The following is a 21870-nucleotide window of genomic DNA, read 5'->3' as shown; positions in this document are numbered from 1 at the left end:
TGGAAATTGTTCAATCCGAAACATAATAATATGAAACGAAGCATCATCTTGATCCCATTGCTTTTGTCCCTCTCCATGGCCATGGCACAAAAACCCATAGTGGTCATCGATCCCGGTCATGGAGGGGTTGATTCCGGGGCCGTTGGAACGAATGGAATCTTGGAAAAAGAAGTGGTCATGGGGATAGCCACGGAATGTCTCCGCTTGAACCATACCTTGTTCCAGGACAGCTTGGAAATATATCTGACCCGTTATAAGGATACCTTGATATCCTTGGGGGACCGGAGCCGATTGGCCAAGATCCTTATGGCGGACGCCTTTGTATCCATCCACTGCAACCAGGCTCCAAATGACAAGGCACAGGGATTTGAGATATTTGTTGCTGACCGATCGGTGGATCCGATGGCCCAGGAATTGGCCGCTGCGATCGCGGACCGTTTTGGTACTTCTCTTGGAATCGTTGACCGTGGATTGAAACGGGCCAACTTCCAAGTACTACGGGAGACCCATGGGCATTTCCCTTCCCTCCTTTTGGAAACCGGTTTCATATCCAATAGTATTGAGGCGGAGCATACACGAAAAACGGAAAGCAGAACGGCAATCGCATTGGCCATTCTACAATCCCTGACAAAGACTCTGTACCATGATTGAAGTGCTCAAGCAGCTTGGCCAAGTCCTAAAGGAAATCATTAAAGAATCCTTCCTTTTTCTTTGTGCGGAAAGCAAACGTCTTTTTCGAAGAAACCCATGATACAACGGACCATATGGCTCACAATATGCCAAAAACCTAACGAAATCAATTAAACGGGGGATTCATGAAAGGAAATCATTCCTTTTTTCCAATACATCCCTGTCGGAAGGAGTATTGTCATCGCTTGATATGTGCTTTGAGGACATCAAACAACTTATTGAGTGCCACAGCATATTCATTCAGGATGATTGTCCAAGATATTGGATAATTCGTCAAGGGATATTCCAACCCAAAAGAATTTAAGGTTTCAATATAGTTATCCACCTTATCCGTATGGATGGGATATCCTTGACGTATGTGGTTTATGCTCTTAAGGGGAATGATAATCTCATCCGGGTTCGTAACAAGTGTACTGAGGAAGACTTCCAATTGTTTGATGGGTCCAATCTCCTTTTTGGGCAATCCCATCATGGCCAAGACACATTCCTTATTGATCTTTCCCGCAAGATTTGCTAGAGCTGCCATCCCATACCAAAATTCTTCCTTAGTCTTAGGTGACCTATAAAGGTCTTTGAGATTTTGTTCTTGTTCCAATTCCAATAACTGCATACCGGTCCTGTCACGGACCAATACATTGATATGGTCCCTTGTACTGATAATCGTGTCTGCAAGCAAGGTATGGGAAGTGTGTTGGTCACCGGAATCAACAGATATTGTGTTCTCTGCCAAGGTTTCTTCATAACCAACCACCTTAGGAAATTCATCCATATCAAATTCAGGTGCAGACGGTCCATGGATCAATTTGACCACCTCGCTTTCCTTTAAGTCGCCCAAGTCATATTTTTCTTTTACGTGTTCGATGGCATATGGCATAAGCAAGGGTGCCAAATCTTCATATTCTTCCGAGGGCCTCCAAATGGCAAACCCCCAGTCTGCGGCCAGTGTCCCAGAAATAATAACATGGACCACATGTGGAATCTTATGCTCCACTGGCTTTTTTCTTCCTTCCTTTGTTATTGTTACGACATCATAAAAAAATTTGATATCAATACCATCCAACGAGGATGGAACATGTCCTACACCTGTGATCTTAAGTATGGTCTTTTTCATATAATCGATTTTACATGCAATGGTATCACTAGGTCCTTGTCCACTTGATCTTGGGTGCCGTTATCCATCCAATAGCGTAAAGTCCATGGATACAAGGATTTTTCCCAAACAATCCCTTTCCAATGCGAAATAAACGATATCCGTGGTCACAGTATCCAATTTCAAACTGATTTCAGGATCAGGCCCTTCGGGATCATAGGCAAATCCCTTTCGCATCAAAATGCCTATTTCCTCTTTTAACTCCTGCTCTGGTATCCTCAATTTTCTTTTCAGTTCTTGATAATCTACAAGGTAATTGTCAAAGGGTCCATCGGAGCCTATTGAAATCATTATTTCAAGCAACTCCCTGGTGATCCTGGGGAGCTGTCCGAGTTTTTTAAAAGAGACTTCCAAATCCTCCAAGGAATACCCTCCCTCTGGAAACATCTTGAAAAAACCCTTGGCGTTCTCACAAAAGGTGGTCGGGGCAATTTCCAATTTATCAAACAATGAAGTCGGGTATACCCCTTCATTATTAGGGATTTCAAATTCAGTAAGCACAATCTGAAACTCACTTTCAAACAGCTTGTGCAAACTGTAAAGTCTTTCATAATCCAACGCAATCAGGTATTTACCCAAGTCAGCAATGTCCATGATGGCATCCAACTGAAAATTACATTTGTCCATCAAGTCCTGTTTGACCGCAACATAGGAATTCTGTTTTTTACCCAGAATAAATATCCGTATTTCATCATATTGGTCACATTGTATTTCGGTGATACGCTGCAAGGTATCATTGATTTTATCGGATTTGGCGGTCGAAGTTACCTGAAATGCCATCTTACTTTTCAAATCCCCCAAGTCCAGCCCCGGTTCATTGCTCCTTCCCTCATTGAGATTCTTCAATTGAATATCAAAAGTGATATTTAGGACTTCCTTGATAAAATCCTCACTGAATTTATTTAAATCTGTCAATCCTATTTGACACCTTAATTGGATTTGAGACTGTAAAACAGCTAGGTCATCAATCAATTTACCTATGATATGTCCTCTAGTAAGCATTGCCAGACAATTTTTAAGAGACTTGGAAATTCTATGAAGGCAGAACGACATCACGTTGGTTCCAGCGGTCTTTCTATTCCATGGGTACTCCCTTATCACCAAATATAATTGAATTCCCAGAAATCATACGTCAAACTCCGCCCATAGCATGGGATGCGCCATATTATCTGAGTAGCCTTTTGGATTCGAGAAAAGGGATGTGATTCCTTTTTGGCCCTTTTGCGGAAGAGGGACTTGTACCCCACATCGTTGCATCGCTCCATATAGTGCCGGGGAACTCAACAGATAATCGTGCTTGGCCGACCATCCCTTATACGGCTCCCCTCCCACCAAATCCTTCGGACCCTTTCCCATGGCAGCATCAAAATCCAGATGCTGGGGAATGTCCCGCATCCACTTGCCGCCCAACAACGGCCTAAGCGCATCCCCATAGGCCACTTCTCCCAAATATCCGCAAACAACGATCTTATCCTTGCCCTCAGCTTTCAAACGATTACAGTACCAGTGCACCCTTTGGGCCTGTTCCTTTCGTTTGGCATGGAAATCCGTGGAAAGGCCATCCCCTTGGAAACGGGCACTGATGATGGTGATCTCCGTCCCGTTCGGGGTCACAATCGTGAATTCCGGGCAATCCATTCCGAACAGGTCACCATCGGTCGCATCCCGTTCGTGGGCGTGGGTTTGGAAACCTGTGATCCGATAACCGTTACGGGCCAATATGGCATGGCCAAGCCCCCTGGGGTCATTCCCTTCGGCGAAGAGCCACTGATCGAAGGCCCCGCCCAATTTTGGGCCCAGATATTCCCTATTGAAATCGGAAAGGGAGGGTCTATCCTCTACTTCTTGGAGCACCAGGATATCCGGTGCGGCCTGGGCAATACACTCCACCTTGGGCTGGCGGCGCCCTTCATCCAAGGGATAGCTCCTAAGTTCCACCCAACCGTTCCAACCGACCCGTTCGGTGGCCTTGCTCTGGCGTTCACTCCCCAAGGGCTTTACATAAAGATGCCCTCCTTTCCTTCGAAGGGTCAAAAAGGGTTCGGTCGTCTGCGGACTGAAACCCATCAAAAAGGCGAGTTCCCTCATCCGGTTCAGCTCATGCTCCTCCTTTTTAGGGTTTCGCAACAAGTGTTGGAACTCCTCCATCCAATCTTGGAGGTTTTTGGAGGCATTTTGTTTTAAGAACGATAGGTCCCTGTGGAACAGGTTCTGGATGTTTAATGTGGCTATCTTCATTTTTTTTGATGTTTAGCGTTTTCTTTGTTTTTCCTTGACAGGGCCTTCTCCCTTGGGAGGGTGTCCCCTTTTATCCCGGGCATTCTGGTCAAAGGCGATAAGGTTGAACAGTTCGCGCATACGGCTCCGCACCCGTTTGCCATAGCGCTCCTCCAGTTCCTGGGCGTTCAGGTTGGTGGTCCCGTGGGTGCGGAGGCCCGATTCCAAAAAGAGATCGTACCGGGAGAGCAGGATCTCCCCCATTACATTGCAATCCTTGCCAAAGTGCCGACCCATGGGTTCCACCCCGATATCGTCAAAGCAGTAGAAATTGCCATTGCCGTAGTCCTCGATGATCCGATGCCCGATATGGTTGTACCCAAATACGACGTTTCGGGCCGGGATGATCTCATAGGGCCGGTAGTGCGGGGTGATGAACCGGATCAGTTTCATGAGACTGGTCTTGCCACAGCCCACTGGTCCTGACAAAAGAATGCCTTTGTTGGGATCGATGCCTTGTTTGCGACAACTGGCATGGTCCCGGACCATATAGTTGCAGAGCTTTAGCAACACTTCCCTGTCCTCTGGATGGATTTGGAATTTCCGTCCAAAGAGCAGTTTGCCCTTGGCGTCCAGGTAGGTCAGCACCTTGGAAAAGTCGTACCGGACCTGTTTCCCGTCAAAGTGGCCAAGGGAATAGACCACACCGCCTTCGGTTATCTTAGAGGGGTTCGCCATAGTCTTTCTTTGTTTTGACCATCAAGTGATCCGACTTCAGTTCTTTTGCCTTCAGCATCCAATTGTCCGCCGCTGCTTTCCAATCCACAATGGGCACCTTACCGCCCACTTTCCAACCTATGGCCTGGTAATGGTTGAAAAATTTGAAGGCCTCTTCAAGCCTGTATTCTTTTTCCTTAAAAAAATCGAGGACTTCCAGTTGGCTTTTAGGCTTGGCTCCCGTAGAGCGTTTGCTTGTTTGGTATGTTTTCTTATATATGGTAACCGGTACGGATATGGGACGGTAGGCCCCAAAAATGGTACGGGTCCGTTCCAAAAGTGTACCGCTGTCGTCCCAATTTTTGGACAGCTTGACCGTACTGGGCCGTGATGGGCTGTTAGAGGGCGAATAGGCCAGGTATCCCCAATCGTCCAGATTCCGCAACAATCGATGGTAGGTGGACTTGGAACCCATCTTGGCCATTCTCATAAGCTCTTTCCGGTTGACCGGGAACTGTTCTGGAAAGCGGTGCAAGTTCCAATAGAAGAAAAGGGCCAGGTAAAGGCTGACATGGCCGGGGGCCAACCGATCGTCCCCATGGATTTCCACAAGCACTGCATTGAGATGTTTGATATAGTTCATAGGCTCCCATCCATCAATTGGACCCTGTTCTCCAAGATGATCTGATCGATCTCGAGGGCATCATAGTAAAGGATGCCCTCCACCTTATAGCTTGGAATGATGTTCTTGTTACGAAGGTTCTGTAAGGTGCCATGGCTGATCTCCAACCGCTCCAGTACATCGCTGGAACGTAGCCAGGTCTTGGGCCGGGGATGGGTGTGTTCCACCATCAGGTTCTTGAATTCCTTGAGGAGTTCGTCCTTGAACTCCATAAGGTCCTCCGTGGTAATGATCGTTGCTCCCATAGTAATGTGGTTTAATGGATGGGGTGGACCCAATCGGTTTGTTCTTTGGGTCCGCCATCCGGGTTCTTGCCACAAAACTGAAGAGTCTTTTTGGAAAAAATTCCCAAGTTGGTACCAACTTGGGAACGATTTTTTTAAAATTTAATTTATGCTGCTTTGGGTTTGTTTGGCCTTATGCGGGGTTCAAAATTTTGATAAAATCCAAAAATATCGCATCAAAATTGGCCGAAAACCAAAATTCCCAAGTTGGTACCAACTTGGGAAAAATAAAAGCCTCATTCATCCAGGGATTCCATGCGCCGGTTGAGCATTTCGATGAGCTTGTCAAGAAACCTTGTCCGACTACTTTTCCGCGACCTGATATCGATAAAGGTGTGGTAGTAGTTGCCAAGGTCCACATTGTAAAAATGCTCAAAATGTGAGGCCATTTCCTTGATGTCAACGGTTCCGCTATTGATGGAACCACTGGAGTGAAGTGCGTACAAGAGTTCGATCAAATCGGTCTTGCTCCCGGTCCAGAACAGTTTTGAAGGTTTTTCCATAGGTATGTTTTTTTGGGGTTCCAACGTATTGGTCAAGTCATCCACTTCCTTTCTAAGGTAGACGATGAGCATGTCATAGGCCATAATGGTGGCCACGGTCCCATCCTGGCAGGTGGAGAACTGGTCATCGATCAAAAAGTGGAAGGATTCTAGCGGAAGCCGTAGATCTCGGTTGCCGCGCACAAAATACCGATCGTCAAGGGACATGGCCCCGCGTCGATAATAGTTGTAAAATTCCAGGTTGTCATTGAAAAAGGTCTGGAACTTGTCGATCTGGTGCTGTAAGTATTTGATCTGGGCGGCATTGTTTCCCCTTGGCCGCTTGCTCTCGATATTGAAGAGTTTGACATAATAGATCAGCTTGCTGAAAATCTGGGGCTTCACGTGCTTGAAGAAATAGATCTCATCGGCCTGGGTGGCAAACGTCTTGCCCGTGATCTGTTTTTGGAGTTTCCGGATACTCTTCTCCACCAGTGCGATCCCCTTCTCCGCCTTGAACAGTACATCCCCGTTCCCACTTTCCAGATGATCCAATTGACCCTCAAATTCCGATAGCAGTTTCTGATATTTCATGTCCATGATCTTTAATACATATCCAAGGTACCACTTGTGACTTTGGACGGATGGACAAAGGGGCGGTCTGCACCTGTTGGAAAAAACTTGTCCATTTTTTTTTTTTTTTCTTTGGTGAACAACTGGCAATTACCGATCCGATTCAAATGGAACCATTTTTTGACACCAAACCTTAGCTTTTCACCTCATAACCATTCAAATGTTACGGATTCAAACTAATCAAAATCAACAGTATAAGCTTTAAAAGGTGCTGTTGGTCTACAAAATAATCCCTATCAGATACATTTTTTTCCATTTTAGAGCTGATTCTGTTAAATATTAGGATTTTTCCTATTAATGTGAAATTGAAAAATCAGTAATTTAATCCCCGTTTGAAAAAAAAAACGGATGGAACGGCATGTGGAAACAGAGATTGCGACAATGTGGTTGAAGAACGGAATACTCTTCTTCATTTGGAAAGAGCATGCACATATCGACCTTCCCGGGGCAAAAACGGTCGTGGCCAGCCGGATACGTCTGCAGCAAGGAAAACCCAGTCCCATCCTGTGCAGTTTAAAAGGCCTTAAGCATGTGGAGAAGGATGCATGGCGGTATTTGGCAAGTGAAGGGACGGAACTTGTCGAGGTCCTGGCCCTTGTGGCCACCACGCCATTGGAACGGGCCTTCTCCAAATTCATCATGTCAAAAATGCCCACTGTCCCGGTCAGCATCTTTGCGGACCTGCACGAAGCGGAGCAATTCCTTTTGCACGATGGCTGAACCGGAATTGAGGATCACCAGACCATGGGACCAAAACAAATAGAGAACATATGGACCGACCGGAAAACAAAGAAAGACTCGACAGGATATATGCCCAATTGCTGAAGATAGCCAACGGGAACTTCTCTTACCAAATCGAACGATCCGATAAGAATGATGTTTTGGAGGCATTGACTTTCTTGGTCAACAGTGCCACAGAGGAAATCAAGGATGCCTTTATGCACCAAGGGTTCGTGAACATACATGATTCCTATAGGCACATTGTGCAAATGTTCTTTGAACTCGATGGTTCGGGCCGAATACAGCGAACGAACGATACGGTCGTGGAGATGTTGGATCATCCGATTGGCGAACTGGCCGGTCTCCCTTTTACGGCGCTTTTGTCCCCGGACTCGCAGAAGGGCTGGAGCAAGGTGATCAAGGTGTCCCAGAGCCATTCCATTTGGGAGATGACCGTGTCCTTGGACTTTGCAACTCCTTCGGGTCTTACCCTACCTACCCACTGCCACATCATTTGTTTCCCTAAGGCCAATGGGGAAAAACGGAGGATCATCGTGACCTGCTTTGATATGGTACAGAACAAAGGGGTACATGAAAAGCGTCTGAAAAATAACATTGAGCGCAAATTGAGGAGCCATAAACTCTTGCCTAAGACAACAAAAAAGGAGACCGCTATCCTCCATATCATGGATGTTGAGAACTTGAGGACCGCCGAACAGTACATCATGGACAATCTGGACAGGCCCCTACCCCCTATAAAAGTACTGGCCCTTATCTGTGGCACCAATGAATTCAAGTTCAAAAAAGGGTTCAAGGAACTCTACGGAATGACCGTCTTTCAATTTCAAAAAAACGAACGGCTGAGAAAAGCTCATATTCTGATCGAACACTCCAATAGGACCATCAGTGCCATTGCCAAGATGGTCGGGTTCAAAAAGGGCAACCATTTGGCCAGGGAGTTCAGAAAACGGTATGGATATAGTCCCACTGAACTCAGGATGCTCTCAAAATAATCCTTCCCAGAGCCCAAATAATCCCTCATAGAGCCATGGGCCTATGTAACTTTGTCGCTGTAAACCAAAGAATTACGGTTGGCATGAAATGGATAGAAAAATATACAAACACTATTGTGGAGACCGTCAGTCTTCTGTTTGTTGTGCTGTTCATATATGCGGCGACCAGTAAGGTGATGGATTTCCATGGGTTCAAGGTGCAGTTGGGGCAATCGCCCATATTGGAAGAACATGTGGTTTGGGTGGCCTGGTTGGTACCGGTTGTGGAATATGCGCTTGCCCTGCTCTTGTTGGTTGAAGGCTTCAGGACAATGGCTCTGTATGGGAGTTTTGCACTGATGGTAATGTTCACCACCTATATCACATTGCTGCTGAACTTCAGCGACCATATCCCCTGTTCCTGTGGCGGGGTCCTGGAAAGTCTTGGATGGAAGGAGCATCTCATTTTCAATATGTTCTTTGTCCTGGCGGCACTGTTTTCCATTTTGCTCAGTACCGACCGACCCAAAAAGATAAGATTCAAGTAGACAACGATATTTTATTGCGCGATAGGATCAGGGGAACCCGAAAACCTGATAAAAAGAGTAGGGGTAACCTATTAGTATTCATAATATGAAAAAGTCACGTTTAACGATAGCGCTTGCTGTCATCGTATTTGCCGTCGGAAGTGCATTTGTGGCCCAACCCGCAAGGGTCGGGGAATCCCAGATGGCCACTTTCGATACGGAGGAAATGTCACAGATCGGGTATTACAAGATCCCGAACCAGCCCTGTGGCCAGATGCAGGTTGCCTGCAATCCTGTTACACTTACTAATTTGTGCATAATGCCCGTTCCGGGACAATCCGGCCTACATCAAATCTATGATGCGGATTGTACGACCCCATTACGGAGGGATCCATGATCAGCGATTCTAGGCCCCATATCTTGGGGCCTATTCTTTTATCTACCAAAGCCTATTTGATATGAAGACCTATACAAAACAATTGTTGTTTCTTACGGTAAGTTTTCTGGTCGGGGCATCACTGCCTTTGATCTTATTTCTTCAGTCTAGAACGGTTGATTCCACCAAGAACGGTTTTGAACGGGAATATGGAGATTCACGTCCTGTACTTACTAGGTCCAATATCTTGGATTTGAAGTTTGAAGGCTATTATATCGCCGGAAATACCGATCATCACCTATTTTTGGGCCATAGGGAAGCTCCGGCACATCTGTTGATGACGGATACCGAATTGAGGGATACGGTCCATTTTAATTTAAAACTTAACGTTTCAACAGAAAACAAAAGGTTCGATGTAGACCGGCTGAGAGTGAATATTGACTCACCTATAGTATACATGAGCGATGGACCTGCGGGTATGGTGCTAAAGGGAAATTTGTTTTCCGATACCGTTGATGTCAGCGGATATGACAATTTTTCTTTTGACGGTTTCCATGGGATTTCAAAGCACTTGACCGTGTTCAGGACATTGGACGCGGTAAGGGGAAAAACCCAACTTATCCCAAGAAATGCACAGGGGGACACCCTTCCCTCCTACACCTTGCCAAAACAGGTGGATGGCATTTTCTGTTGTGACGGTATGCTTCTTTATGATAGGGCTTTTGAACAACTGTTGTATGTTTTCTATTATAGGAACCAGATCATCAGTTTGGATACCCTTCTTCGGGAACGCTATATGTCCCGTACGATAGATACCGTTTCCAAGGCCCAACTGGAATTGGTGGAAATCAATTCGGGCAGGGAAAGGACCTTTGGAAAAATTCCCACCAAGGTCAATAGGGGAAGCTGTGTCTTTGGCCCCGACCTTTATATCAACTCTTCTATAAGATCGGACAATGAAACGTGGGAGGTGTTCGGTAACAATTCAGTTGTTGACGTTTACCGTACAAAAGACGGAACGTATCGCCATAGTTTCTATCTCCCGAAATATCAGGGTCGGGAACTGCGCTATTTTCAAGTTGTTGGACAAACGGTGTTCGTGCTCTACCAAGATCATTTGGTCACGTATCGCCTAAGACCCTAAATTGATTCATACCCGCCCAGTAGCATTACAGTGAATGCACCGGACAGGTATTTAGCTAAATCAAATACTTATCTTTGATTCTCTCGGCCCTTTTTCATTGGCCCTTGCTCGGGTTTATGGACAACCCCGTTCTTTATCGTGGTTTGGATCGTCAGGGTATTCTTGATGTCCTGCATAGGGTCTTTCTCCAAGATCAACAGGTCCGCTATTTTTCCCTTTTCAAGGGAGCCCAGGTCATTTTGAAGCCCAAGGCCCTCAGCGGCATGGACAGTGGCCATGGAGAGTGCCTCATAGGGTGAAAGTCCACCTTGCTGTAGGAGCCATATTTCCCAATGCAACTGTATCCCGGGATAATCCCCATGCGAACCGGCCGTGATGCGCACACCTTTTTTGATGAGATTGGCAAAATTCCGGGCATAGTACATTCCCCTCGATTCCTTGTGCATCAAGTTTGTATTGGTACTGGCTTTTTTCAATGTACTATCCGGCACATGATCCAAAGATTTGATGGGCGGGTAGTTCAGATGCGATCTGTAGCGATGTTGTATCTCGGCAAATTTGCCCGATGAATTGATAAGGGTCGGGGTATGCCAGATCTTTGCGATTTTGGAAAGCTCCGCTACATCATTGTACAATCGGCCATTGCCAGTGATATGTTCCCGTCCGGTATAACCGTCCAAGATCATCGATAGATTATATATGCCATGAAGGTTTATCGAAGCGGTATGTCCCGTAATGTTCAAGCCCTCCTCTTTTGCGGCAATGGCCATATATTGTCTTTGCCTTCGGGAATATTCGTCATGTACCTTTAGGAACAGGGCTCCATGCGCCTTTTCGGCACGGGCCAAAAACCGGGCATCCTCTTGGGTATCTATTCGGAATTGGTCGGAAGCGTGGGCAATGGCACCAAAGGACCTGGGACCTATCAACTTGCCGGATTCGATCAATTGGACATACCCTAAATTGTTAAAGGTACAGGAAGGATCTCTGGCGGTGGTCACACCAAAGTTCAGGTTTTCCTTCAAGGACCACCATTGTTTTGGGAAATAAAGATCAGGCAAAAGGTTATGGGCGTGCATATCGATAAGGCCCGGAACTATGGTTCTACCCGTCACATCCATTATCCGGGCATCTTCGGGAATGGGGATTTCTCCCGCATGACCAATGTCCCTGATGCGTTTTCCCTCGATCACCAGGGTTCCTTTGCCAATGACCCCCTTTGGGCCCATGGTGATGATCTTTGCCCCTGTCAAGGCCAGTACGCCCTCGCCCTTCTGTTCTTTGAAGGGGAGCGTTATGTGTGCCAAGGTATCGGTGGGAACCACATTCCTGCTTTTTCGGCAGGATGGGTCCTGCAACGTCAATGTTATCGCTGCCAAGGAAACTTCCAGTATATTGGAATTGGATATGTAGTAAAGGCCCTTGCCATCTTTCGTCCAATCTGCCGTATGTCCCCCTTGTACGGGGTTGATCGTTATGATCTGGCCCATATTGGGACCATGGCTCAATATGGGGGTCGATTCCCGGTGAACTGTGATATCGGTCAGATAGATGCTGTTGCCGATACGGTAAAGTACATGTCTTCCATCGGGAGAAAGGGAAACTTCTTTGGCGTAGCGATCCACCAAGGCCAAGGTCGTGGTCTTTCCGGTTTCCAAATGCTTCTTTTGCAGTTTCTTATATTTTGATTTCCTTGGCCGGGTCAACAGGACCAGTTCTTTTCCACTGGGTGCAAACCCTCCGGAATCATCTATTTCCACACTATCCTGTACGTGCTTACTGGTTTTACCGTCACTTGAGATCAATAAAAGGTTGCCCAGATTGGAAAGTGCATTTTTCCATGTATGTGGTTCATGGGCCTTGACAACGGATATCCATTTGCCATTTGGTGACCATACCGGATGTTGGTAATAGCCTGGTGTAGCGGTCAGTTTTTTGGGCACGCCCCCATCCGCGGAAACCACCCAAAGGTTCCCGATGGTATCCCTTTCATAGGTGACATAGGCTATCTTGGAACCATCAGGGGAATACCGGGGTGCGAACTGGCCTGTGGATTGTTCCACCAATACCTTGGGTTTTCCATGGGGCAATTGCATTGTGTACAATTGGGAAAGTGCACTGAAGACATAGTTTATGCCATCCGGGGACAAGTGACCACTCTCCAAGTAGGAGACCTCTGGCACCTTGTCATCCATGGAGAAGGCATGGTATAGGGAAGGTCCCATTTCAACCTGGATGTCCGCGGTGAAGGGCATGATGGTATCCTCGTCCGTATCGATATCGATCTTGTGGACCTTTCCCCCGTATCCAATCCACAAGGACCTTGAGTCCTTAGAGAAGGTGAACTGCTCCCAGTTTTCCCGCCACTGGTCTATGGGGCATACCAAGCAACGCTCCTCACCGGTCCTTAGGTTCCGTAATTTGAGATGGTTGTCCCCATCCTTGCGCTGGTTCCATACTTTTAGGTTGATATGGGCCAACCATTGACCGTCCGGGGACAGAATGGCCTTGCTATAGGGAAGTTCCAAGTGCTTCACAATCGAATCCACGGCGTGAAGGTTGTTCCTTGCCATGGGTTCTTTGTGTCCTTTCAGGTCATGGACATGGCCATTGGCCTCAATCTTGTTTCCTATATCGGACCACCTGAAACCGTTGACAAAGGCATTCAGTCCCTCTTGGGAAATGGCCCTATTATGGGAACCATCGGCGTCCATGATCCAAATGTTCTCGGTTCCAGTACCATCGCTCAGATAGGCCAATTTCTTTCCGTCCGGGGACCATTTGGGGTGCCTGTCCCACGACATTCCCTTGGTCAGTTGCACTGCCTTGCCCCCTGTGGTGGACATGGTGAAAATATTGCCCAACAGTGTGAACACCAATTGCCTTCCGTTGGGTGAAATGTCCAAATCCATACAGGTCCCCTGATCGGTGTGGATGGTAAATGAACGTTCGGCCTTTAGTGGCAGGCCATCGTCTGTGGGATTTATGGAATCTGTCGGTGCACAATTGACGTTCAGAACTCCCAAAAGTAGTATCAGTGTGTGTATCGTTTTCATATGCTTGTCCATCATGGGGTTCAGTAACCTGGGTTTTGTACCAGATTGGGATTGGCTTGGATTTCCTTTTGGGGAATGGGAAATAAGACATCGGTCTGCTGCCAATCCGGTTTTATGGGTCCCAAGACCGCTCCCGCCCTATCTGTCCGCTTAAGGTCCAACCATCGGTGCCCCCATTCCGCGAAGAGTTCATGGTGTCTTTCCCTTATCAGTGCATCGATCACACTGTTTTGGTCGTTTCCTTGGATGTCGGAAAGCCCGGCACGCTCGCGTACGGTGTTCAGGTCCGCCATGGCACCGGAAAGGTTTCCCAGTCGGGCCCGGGCCTCAGCGCGTATCAAATATTGCTCCGCCAGTCGCAGGATCATGGAGTGTTCACTTCCCCCGCCACCTGATTTCAACTTGTATTTAAAGGAGTATTGGTATGATGCATTGCTACCGGTGATTTGGCCCGTCCATTGGAGCAGTCTGGCGTCGTCCACTTCAAAACCTTCCAGAAAATGGTCCGCCAAGGTAATCCCTGTTGGTGGCGTGGCGGTCAGGATAAAATTATTGCCCTCCCAGGTATCAAGGGTAGGCAATACGGGCGCCAGTTGCCAGATGGCCTCTTGACTGTCGGATAGAAAGACATCGTCCAAATTGCCCTCTAGGGAAAATACATCAGATCTCGCTATAAGTTCGGAGGCCTCCCTTTCGGCCAAGGTCCATTCTTCCAAAAAAAGGAAGGTACGTGCCAACATGGCCGAGGCTGCATAACGTGTCGGTCTTGTCCGCTGCCCTGAATAAGGGGCATAGTCCCTGGGCAGGTAGTTTTTTGCATCCCGTAGATCGGCCAAGATCTGTTGATATATCTCCTCGGTGGTGCTCCGGGTGATGGTGCTGTTGAATGCATAGTCCGTGCTGGCCACCAAGGGAATGTCCCCGAAGAGGTTGACGAGGTGGAAATTACAGAAGGCCCTTATAAATTTGGCCTCCCCTTCCAATCGTTGTCCGGTGTCCGTTGGGATGGCGGTGGAACCGGCCAATCCTTCCAGGACACTGTTCGCGGCATAGATATGGTTGTACCCTTGGTTCCACAGGTCCTGTCCCAATGTTGCGTTGGCCGCATTGAGGGCATTGGCGTAAAATTGGTTTTCATCGGCTCGGAAGGAATAATTGGTAAAGGTGTCGGCCGATAGTCCGCAGAGATAGGTGATGCTCTGCCTGCCGCCACTGGCAAAGGAGGTTCCGCCCATGATCTCGCCGTAGATGCCGATCAGTGCGGATTCCGCGGTGGCCCCATCCTGAAAAACGGCTTGGTCCGACAACAGATGGTTCGGTTCGTCCACGGCCACGGATTCACAGGAGGTACAAAGGAACAGGTGACTGGAAATCAGCAACAGTGTGGGTATCAAGGATCGTTTTGATAAAGCTCCCGGTATGGGGGGCACCCTTTCGGTACACTTTTTTTTCCGTAGGGAAGAAAAAGGAAGTTTATATGTGGTAGTCGATGTTTTTTTGAATGTTTTCATGGTCAAAGGATTAAAAGTTCAATTGAAGTCCCAGGGTGTACTGTTTGAGGTTGGGGATTTGGTTGGCCCCTGGGTTTTCCGGGTCAAGCCCCTTATAATTGGTGATGGTCACCAAGTTTTGGCCTTGCAGGTAACAGCGTACCCCAATTTTAGCTCTGCTCGGGAGCGGGATATCGTAGGAAAGGGAAACATTGCGCAACCTGAGGAAGGAAGCATCGACCAGCGGATAGTCGCTCACAAGGAGGTCGTAATAGGTAAAGGCGGCCGCATTGTAGGTGGAGGCATACCTTTGGACATTGGCCATATCCCCTTGTTCCTGCCATCGGTCCAGCACCTCAATGGGCTGGTTGGACAGAAATCCAGGTGGGTCAAAAGTTAACGCGGCGCTGGTGCCCGTCTGTTTGGCGCCTTGGACCAGGAATTCAAGGCCTAGGCCGCCCCATTGAAATGTGTTTTGGACGCCCCCGAAGAAATCGACCGATAGGTCCCCGAGAACCTGGACATCATCGGGAAAGGAAAGGAAACCGTCGCCGTTGACATCCTCGAATTCGTAGACTCCCGTTGTTGGATCTACGCCGGTGTACCTGTAACCGCTAGACACGCTCAGGGGCTCCCCGATGACGTAGGTGGAGGCATAAGGCGAATTCTCCAGGTCGGGGTATTCCAACAACCTGTTCCGTAAGATGGACAGGTTCAGGGAGGTGTTCCATTGAAAGATGTCCGTTTCCACGTTCTTGGTGGTCAACTGGAATTCCCACCCCGTATTTTCCACGGTGGCGGGCAGGTTGGCCTGCACGGAGGTAAACCCTGTGGTCCCGGGCAAGGGCAGTCCCACAAGCTGGTCACTGGACCTGTTTTGGAAATAACCGGTGCTCAGCATGAGCCGATCGTTAAAAAATCCCAGATCGAGTGCGGCTTCCAATTTGGTGTTGGTCTCCCATCCAAAATTGGGGTTGTACAACCGGGATGGGGCAAGCCCGCTTATGTTCTGGTAGGGCTGTGAAACGGGGCTCCAAAGGTTGAGGTATTGGTAGTTCCCGATTTGATCGTTGCCCGTGGTGCCATAACTTCCCCTGAGCTTTCCAAAACTCAGTACGGTGCCGTTGCGAAAGATCCTTTCATTGGTGAAGATCCAAGCGGCGCCAAGGGCCCCAAAGTTTCCGTACTGTCTGCCCGGTCCAAAACGAGAAGATCCGTCCCGTCTCCCGGTGAGATTGAAAAAGTAGGTGCCATCAATGCTCAGGTTGACCCGGGCAAAAATTGCTTGGTATTTGTATTCGGTCCCACTGTCCTCATAAATTTGGAAGGTGGTGGCCGCTTGGAAGTTTTCCATAAGGGCATCGCTGTTGAAGCCCTTGGCATTGACCACGTACCGCTGGGCGGTGGTCTTTTGGAGGGTGGCCCCTGCCATGGTGGTCAGTCGGAACTTTCCCAATGCCGTTTCGTATGTGATTTGTGGTTCCCATATCCAGGTGTCCACGGTACTTGTGTTCCGGTTGGCCGATCTTGGAGTGAAGGCCCTATAGGACGGCCGTATGGAGGCATGGGGGGTATATTGGGATTCCCGTGCGGAAAGGGTGTTGTAGCCCAGGGCGGAACTGAGTTCCAGTCCGGGAAGGGGCCGATAGGCGATGTGGGCATTGGTGATCAGGTTCGCGGTGCTGCTCTTGTATTTCTTTTCCAGCTCTGCCAGGGGATTGCTCCAGGTATTGTCCGCCCAATTAAGGTCTCCGTTCTCATCGTATGGTTCCGGGGCATTGGGGGCCAGCTTGAGTGCAGGGAACAGGAGCAGGCCGGAGAGCATGTCGGATCGGTCGTGGACAAAGTTTGCCGTGACCGTGGCATTGAACCTGCCATCAAGGGACCTATGGTTCAGGTTCAATGAGCCGTTGATCTTTTTGACCCCGAAGCTTCCCGGTAGTATGGTGGTCTCGTTTCGGAAACCGCCCGCCAACCGAAAGGTGGTCTGAGCATTGCCCCCGGAGGCGGACAATTGGACATTGTTCATGTGGGCCGTACCGCCGAGTAGCTCGTCCTGCCAGTCGGTATAACGGTCCCGGTCCCAGACGGTGAGGTCGGGGGCGTTCACCGATGTGGGCACACCGTTGTCGTTGGCAAAGGCCTCCTCGCGCATCTGTAGGTATTGTTGGGTGTCCAGTAGGTCCATCTTATGGGCGATACGTGCGGTTCCCGTCTGCATGTGCACATTGAAGCTCAGCTTTCCAGTGCTGCCCTTTTTTGTGGTGATCAGCACCACGCCATTGGCGCCCCGTGAACCATAGATGGCCGTGGCATCGGCATCCTTGAGGATTTCCATACTGGCGATGTCCATGGGGTTGATGTTGTTCAAGGGACTTGAGTTGACGCTTGCCGAGCCCACTCGGGAATCTGTGATGGAGGTGGATGGAAAGGGCACGCCGTCGATGATGTACAGGGGCTCATTCCCATTGGGGCGCAGGCTGTTGGTGCCGCGAATGCGTATCTTGAAGTCCCCTCCGGGAAGTCCCGTGCTCTGTTGTACATAGACCCCGGGCATGCGTCCCTGAAGGGCGGCAAGTGGGTTTGAAATGGGCTGTTTCTCGATGTCAGCGGAGGTCAGTTTTTCGATACTGCCCGTGCGTTCCCGCTCGGAGACCGTGTAGTAGCCTGCGTTGAGGACCACCTCACCGAGTTGGGTCACCTGCTCTTCCATTTGGACGATGATTCCATCCCTGCCCGCAATGGGAATGGTAAGGGGTTTAAGGCCCACCATGGTAAGGACCAGTGTATCGCTCGGGGTGGCTTGGACAGTGAAGGAGCCGTCCAGTTCGGAAATGGTCCCTTGGTTTGTGGATCCCACCTTGATGTTTACCCCTGCCAAGGGCTGTCCCCCGGTATCGGTGACCTTTCCATGGACCATGGATTGTGGCGGTTCGATGGGTTTGTGCGCGGTGGGTTCCGCTGCGGAAAGGGGCATTGATAATAGGTATAGGAGCAGGAACAATGGTGTCCTATATGTGCGTTTTGTTGATTTCTTCATAATGTTGGGTTCATTTGATTAAAGCGTTGGTCTTAATTGGATTTTCCTGGACATCTTTCATCCTGTCCGGGGTTTTTATGGTCGCTGCCTGCAAGTCACTGTAAAATTGTAACTTACCTAGGCCAAGGTTCGGACATAGGGTTCCCGGTCCAAGTGGCGTGGGCCGTTGGAAATGGGGTTCCTAGTTGGAAATGACTATGGATATGTACTGGGGCCGGATACCCCGTAATGGCTGTCGTCAGTTATGGGACAATTGGATTTCGTTGACCGGAAATAAGGCTTTTGTGCATCCCAAAACTATAGTCAATGGGTCTTTCAAATTGGGTTTTTGGGCTTTTTACGGAACAGGATATCGAACACCGAATGTGATGTCCCAAAAATAGGACAGGAACATGGTGTGAACCCTACGTGAAAAAGTTGCCAAGTGTTTCCCATAACCCTCTGGTTGGGCGAAACCTCGAAAAAATAAAGAAATCAAACGCTGAGAAGAAAGTTGAAAAATATCTAATCACCCAAAAAAAGGCGTGGAACTCAACTTACCCGCTAGCGGTACTGGTATACCTTGCACTGATAAGAGAGCCCACGCCCGGGTCGTGAGCCAATCCACTTATCATCTCTAGTGCAAAAATTACCAGTTTTCTAGCGAGAGATTCAAAGCGATTGCTTCAAATGTTTTATACGAAGAATCGCAAATATATTTCTAATGCCAAACATAGACAATTCAATTTTAAAGACAAAATTATATTATAAGTAATTTTTTGTCTTTTAATCTATTGCTCACTTTGACTTATGTCGAGATATAAGAAAACAAGTGCCCTTAAATCAATAGGTAAACGTTTAAAAAAACAAAGAGAAAGTCAAAAACTACAAATTGAAGATGTTGTTGAGATGACTGGGTTTACCTATAAAAAAATTTCAGATGTAGAGTCTGGTGAAGAAACTTCTTTGTCTTATTTCATCGAAATATGTCTCGCTATTAACATTCTTCCTAAAGAAATATTGGATTTTAATTTAGGAACTAAACCACGGTTTGAACTTTCTTCAACGAGAAAAGAAAAGCCCAGACTAACTCCAAGACTAAATGAATATATCAATGCTGGCTTTTTTAAAACTCCAAGATATACAGGTGAAATAGTAGAAAAGCTAAAAGTTGATTTTGGAATTGTATCTACATCTTCCAATGTTTCAGCAATTTTGAGAAGACTAGTAAATAATGGTTCACTGATAATTGTTAAAAAAAATAATCGCAACAATTATCGCGAAAAATAAGGGTAAATTTCTTGTTAGGTTTTATCTCCATACATTAATTTCTTTCCTGCAATTTTTTACAATGAGAATCTATTGCATAGCAAAAATCCAAACGTTTCATACCTTAGACCGTTAGATCTAACCAGATAATGAACTCATTTAGAAATAAATAAAAACTAAAATACAAATATGGTCTAACAAAGTCCGACTAAACAAATATTTGAGATTATAAAGGACTATAAATTCAGCCCAGAAATGATGTGTTTTTTGTTTACAAATTCTGGAAAAGAATAATCATTGGTTTTGAGGAATACTGGTGATATCTATTATTTTGGCAATTAAAATACACATAGGTGAAAGAAATAACTCATATTGACTGCTTCTCAGGCCCAGGTGGTATATGCACAGGGTTTAAAGCGGCCGGAATTAAAACTCTTGTTGCAATTGAAAAAGTAGAAAGCTGTGTAGAAACTTATTCTCACAATCATCCGGAAGTGCACATGGTCCATAAGGATATTCGGGATGTAACTGTTGAAGACTTAAAGGATAAGTTTTCTGGAGGAATTGACATAGTTACTTCTGGAATGCCTTGTGAAACGTTTAGTACCGCTGGGTCTAAATCAAGAAGCTTTTATGATCACAGACAGCAATTATATTCAGAAGCAATAAGGATTGCCAATATAGTAAACGCAAAGGTTATTCTCTTTGAAAATGTAATAGGTATAAAAAGTAAGAAAGTTGAAAAAGGAGGAAAAAGGCTGATAATTGATGACCTTCTTGATGAGCTTTCGGCAAATGGATATAAATATTATTTGCAAACAACATTACGAGCCGATGATTTTGGTATTCCTCAAAGGAGAGAAAGATTTTTCATAATTGCTACCAAAGATGAAAATTTGGAATTGTTTGTCCCTAGGGCAAAACATAATGGTATTGTAACTGTAAATGATGCTTTTGTCGGATTGCCAAGAGTAAAAGCAAATGAAAAGTCAAATAAAACCAAATACGGTAAAAGCGATAATGATTATACCAAGTTGCTGAAGAATAATCAGTTTTGGAAACTAGGAAATGGTCAAACCCAAAAACTGAGTTATCACATCCCGCCCAACCATAGAGAATCCACAATTGAAAGGTTTAAACTTATTGAGCCGGGCGAAAACTTAAAAGACCTTTTCTTCAAATTTGATGAAGATAGGGTCAAGGATTTGCAAAATAAAAGGATTCTTCCCAAAAAATGGTTCATTCAAAGAAACAACCGCTTGAAATCAAATGACGTCAGTAAAACCGTTACATCCCATTGTTTAGATGAATTGGTGCATCCAAAATTGGATAGGTCTTTGACTGTCAGAGAGGTGGCAAGGTTGCAGAGTTTTCCAGATGCCTATGAGTTTGTAGGAGGGCCCTTTATTTGCCCGCACATATATGAGACTCAGGACAAGTATGAACAGATAGGAGATGCGGTTCCTCCGCTATTGGCCTACAACTGGGGTTTGGTCATAAAAAGAATGCTAAAGAGTTAGTATATGGATGATTTCAAGTCTTTTTGTATAGAAGAATATAACAGGATTTTTACGGAGGAGTACGCTAATAGTGAACTCAAAAAACATAATGATAAAAGAAAGTTTGCTCAAAAGAAAGCAATAAAATTATCTTCAATTAATGCAATGAAGACTTATCCAGAAATTGAACCTTCAGATATTTGGAAAACAATTTATTTATCACACGTTAATAGCTATTCAGGAATATTTGATCAAGAAGTTATTAAGAAGGTTATTTCAGCAGATAATAGTTGGAAAAAGTCAAGTGGCCATGCATTTGAAGAAATGATAAGGGACATTGGTAATTTGCAACTTCATGGAAGCGGAATAAAAATTTTGCTTCAAAAAGAACTTAGCTTTCAATTGCATCAAAATAATATATTAAATGAGGTAAGGGATATAAGTTGGTTGAAAGAACAGATTGGCACTAGTATTTTTGACTTATACCTTGGTATAGAAACAGACTCTAAGTATTTGATTTATGGTTGTCTTCAAACAAAAACTTCAATTAGAGATAGGGTCACAAGGGATAGAGAACCATCCATAAATGCAATGAAAGCATTCTTTGTTTCCTTTGCGTTAGTATTAGATGGAGATTTTCTCAGGTTGCCTAAATTTCAAAACATGGTTAATGGAGATAGTGCCGAATTTGAAATAAATGGTTGGCACAATATGTATGTTTTGACCAACGAAGATATCACAAAGAATCGGATTAAAGCGATTGATATTTCAATGGATGCTTTTGTTGAGGATTGTAAAAAGGGAGCAGAATTTTGGAGCTCCCAAAGACAATGGCTTGATTACAAATGGAAACCATGAATTCAGGCAATTGATGAAAAAAGATTTTTTAAGTCATATTTCACAAGACGAACCTTATTTCAAAA

At 46.3% G+C, this 21870-nt stretch carries 19 protein-coding genes; 9 read left to right on the top strand and 10 right to left on the bottom strand.

The genetic code is table 11. From position 1 onward, the window contains the following. Positions 1–30 precede the first annotated feature (30 nt). Positions 31–651: an N-acetylmuramoyl-L-alanine amidase family protein gene (locus ACPD8L_RS01960; RefSeq protein WP_423941598.1), complete on the top strand. Its 621-nt coding sequence runs from the start codon at positions 31–33 to the stop codon at positions 649–651. A 217-nt stretch (positions 652–868) separates the two neighbouring features. On the opposite strand, the gene ACPD8L_RS01955 is transcribed toward ACPD8L_RS01960, so the two are convergent. From ACPD8L_RS01955 to ACPD8L_RS01925, 7 genes are all read right to left on the bottom strand, one after another. Continuing rightward, on the bottom strand, positions 869–1801 hold the full coding sequence (locus ACPD8L_RS01955) for a hypothetical protein (protein WP_423941597.1): 933 nt from the start codon (positions 1799–1801) through the stop codon (positions 869–871). 60 nt (positions 1802–1861) lie between these two features. Continuing rightward, positions 1862–2842: an SMEK domain-containing protein gene (locus ACPD8L_RS01950; RefSeq protein WP_423941595.1), complete on the bottom strand. Its 981-nt coding sequence runs from the start codon at positions 2840–2842 to the stop codon at positions 1862–1864. A 123-nt stretch (positions 2843–2965) separates the two neighbouring features. Further along, positions 2966–4078: a hypothetical protein gene (locus ACPD8L_RS01945; RefSeq protein ID WP_423941593.1), complete on the bottom strand. Its 1113-nt coding sequence runs from the start codon at positions 4076–4078 to the stop codon at positions 2966–2968. A gap of 12 nt (positions 4079–4090) precedes the next feature. Next, the gene (locus tag ACPD8L_RS01940) at positions 4091–4795 is read right to left on the bottom strand and encodes an ATPase (protein WP_423941591.1); all 705 of its coding nucleotides are present in this window, start codon (positions 4793–4795) and stop codon (positions 4091–4093) included. Further along, the gene (locus ACPD8L_RS01935; RefSeq protein WP_129655980.1) at positions 4779–5417 is read right to left on the bottom strand and encodes a hypothetical protein; all 639 of its coding nucleotides are present in this window, start codon (positions 5415–5417) and stop codon (positions 4779–4781) included. Before ACPD8L_RS01935 ends, ACPD8L_RS01940 begins: the two co-directional genes overlap by 17 nt. After that, positions 5414–5701 carry a helix-turn-helix domain-containing protein gene (locus tag ACPD8L_RS01930; RefSeq protein ID WP_129655979.1) on the bottom strand — a complete coding sequence of 96 codons (288 nt, stop codon included), beginning with the start codon at positions 5699–5701 and terminating at the stop codon, positions 5414–5416. The genes ACPD8L_RS01935 and ACPD8L_RS01930 overlap by 4 nt, the downstream gene beginning before the upstream one ends. A 275-nt stretch (positions 5702–5976) precedes the next feature. Further along, positions 5977–6816 (bottom strand): RteC domain-containing protein, encoded by an 840-nt coding sequence (locus ACPD8L_RS01925; protein ID WP_129655978.1) that lies wholly within the window; start codon positions 6814–6816, stop codon positions 5977–5979. Positions 6817–7203: 387 nt separating this feature from the next. Between ACPD8L_RS01925 and ACPD8L_RS01920 the strand changes: the two genes are divergently transcribed. From ACPD8L_RS01920 to ACPD8L_RS01900, 5 genes are all read left to right on the top strand, one after another. After that, positions 7204–7575 carry a DUF7793 family protein gene (locus tag ACPD8L_RS01920; protein ID WP_129655977.1) on the top strand — a complete coding sequence of 124 codons (372 nt, stop codon included), beginning with the start codon at positions 7204–7206 and terminating at the stop codon, positions 7573–7575. A 50-nt stretch (positions 7576–7625) separates the two neighbouring features. Further along, positions 7626–8588 (top strand): helix-turn-helix domain-containing protein, encoded by a 963-nt coding sequence (locus ACPD8L_RS01915; protein WP_129655976.1) that lies wholly within the window; start codon positions 7626–7628, stop codon positions 8586–8588. An 83-nt stretch (positions 8589–8671) separates the two neighbouring features. Beyond that, the gene (locus ACPD8L_RS01910; RefSeq protein WP_242502202.1) at positions 8672–9115 is read left to right on the top strand and encodes a MauE/DoxX family redox-associated membrane protein; all 444 of its coding nucleotides are present in this window, start codon (positions 8672–8674) and stop codon (positions 9113–9115) included. A gap of 85 nt (positions 9116–9200) precedes the next feature. Next, positions 9201–9491 carry a DUF6520 family protein gene (locus tag ACPD8L_RS01905; RefSeq protein WP_129655974.1) on the top strand — a complete coding sequence of 97 codons (291 nt, stop codon included), beginning with the start codon at positions 9201–9203 and terminating at the stop codon, positions 9489–9491. 61 nt (positions 9492–9552) lie between these two features. Then, positions 9553–10614: a hypothetical protein gene (locus tag ACPD8L_RS01900; RefSeq protein WP_129655973.1), complete on the top strand. Its 1062-nt coding sequence runs from the start codon at positions 9553–9555 to the stop codon at positions 10612–10614. A 68-nt stretch (positions 10615–10682) separates the two neighbouring features. On the opposite strand, the gene ACPD8L_RS01895 is transcribed toward ACPD8L_RS01900, so the two are convergent. From ACPD8L_RS01895 to ACPD8L_RS01885, 3 genes are read right to left on the bottom strand one after another with little or no spacing between them, the layout of a single operon-like run. Then, entirely contained in the window at positions 10683–13670 is a 2988-nt protein-coding gene (locus ACPD8L_RS01895; RefSeq protein ID WP_423941584.1) for an amidohydrolase family protein, read from the bottom strand. A gap of 20 nt (positions 13671–13690) precedes the next feature. Further along, a complete protein-coding gene (locus ACPD8L_RS01890) occupies positions 13691–15181 on the bottom strand; it encodes a RagB/SusD family nutrient uptake outer membrane protein (protein WP_423941581.1) in 1491 nt (496 codons plus the stop codon). Between the two features lie 10 nt (positions 15182–15191). After that, positions 15192–18200, bottom strand: a complete 3009-nt coding sequence (locus tag ACPD8L_RS01885; protein ID WP_423941578.1) for a SusC/RagA family TonB-linked outer membrane protein — start codon at positions 18198–18200, stop codon at positions 15192–15194. A gap of 789 nt (positions 18201–18989) precedes the next feature. On the opposite strand from ACPD8L_RS01885, the gene ACPD8L_RS01880 reads away from it, so the two are divergent. From ACPD8L_RS01880 to ACPD8L_RS01870, 3 genes are all read left to right on the top strand, one after another. Next, positions 18990–19469 carry a helix-turn-helix domain-containing protein gene (locus ACPD8L_RS01880; protein WP_423941576.1) on the top strand — a complete coding sequence of 160 codons (480 nt, stop codon included), beginning with the start codon at positions 18990–18992 and terminating at the stop codon, positions 19467–19469. A 332-nt stretch (positions 19470–19801) separates the two neighbouring features. Further along, on the top strand, positions 19802–20968 hold the full coding sequence (locus ACPD8L_RS01875) for a DNA cytosine methyltransferase (RefSeq protein ID WP_423941573.1): 1167 nt from the start codon (positions 19802–19804) through the stop codon (positions 20966–20968). A gap of 3 nt (positions 20969–20971) precedes the next feature. Next, the gene (locus ACPD8L_RS01870; RefSeq protein WP_423941571.1) at positions 20972–21805 is read left to right on the top strand and encodes a BsaWI family type II restriction enzyme; all 834 of its coding nucleotides are present in this window, start codon (positions 20972–20974) and stop codon (positions 21803–21805) included. Positions 21806–21870: the final 65 nt, after the last annotated feature.

Origin of the sequence: Flagellimonas algicida (genome assembly GCF_049629585.1) — a bacterium.
Lineage (GTDB): Bacteria > Bacteroidota > Bacteroidia > Flavobacteriales > Flavobacteriaceae > Flagellimonas.
The sequence above is the reverse complement of the archived record's forward strand: the minus strand, read 5'-3'. Positions and strand labels throughout refer to the sequence as shown.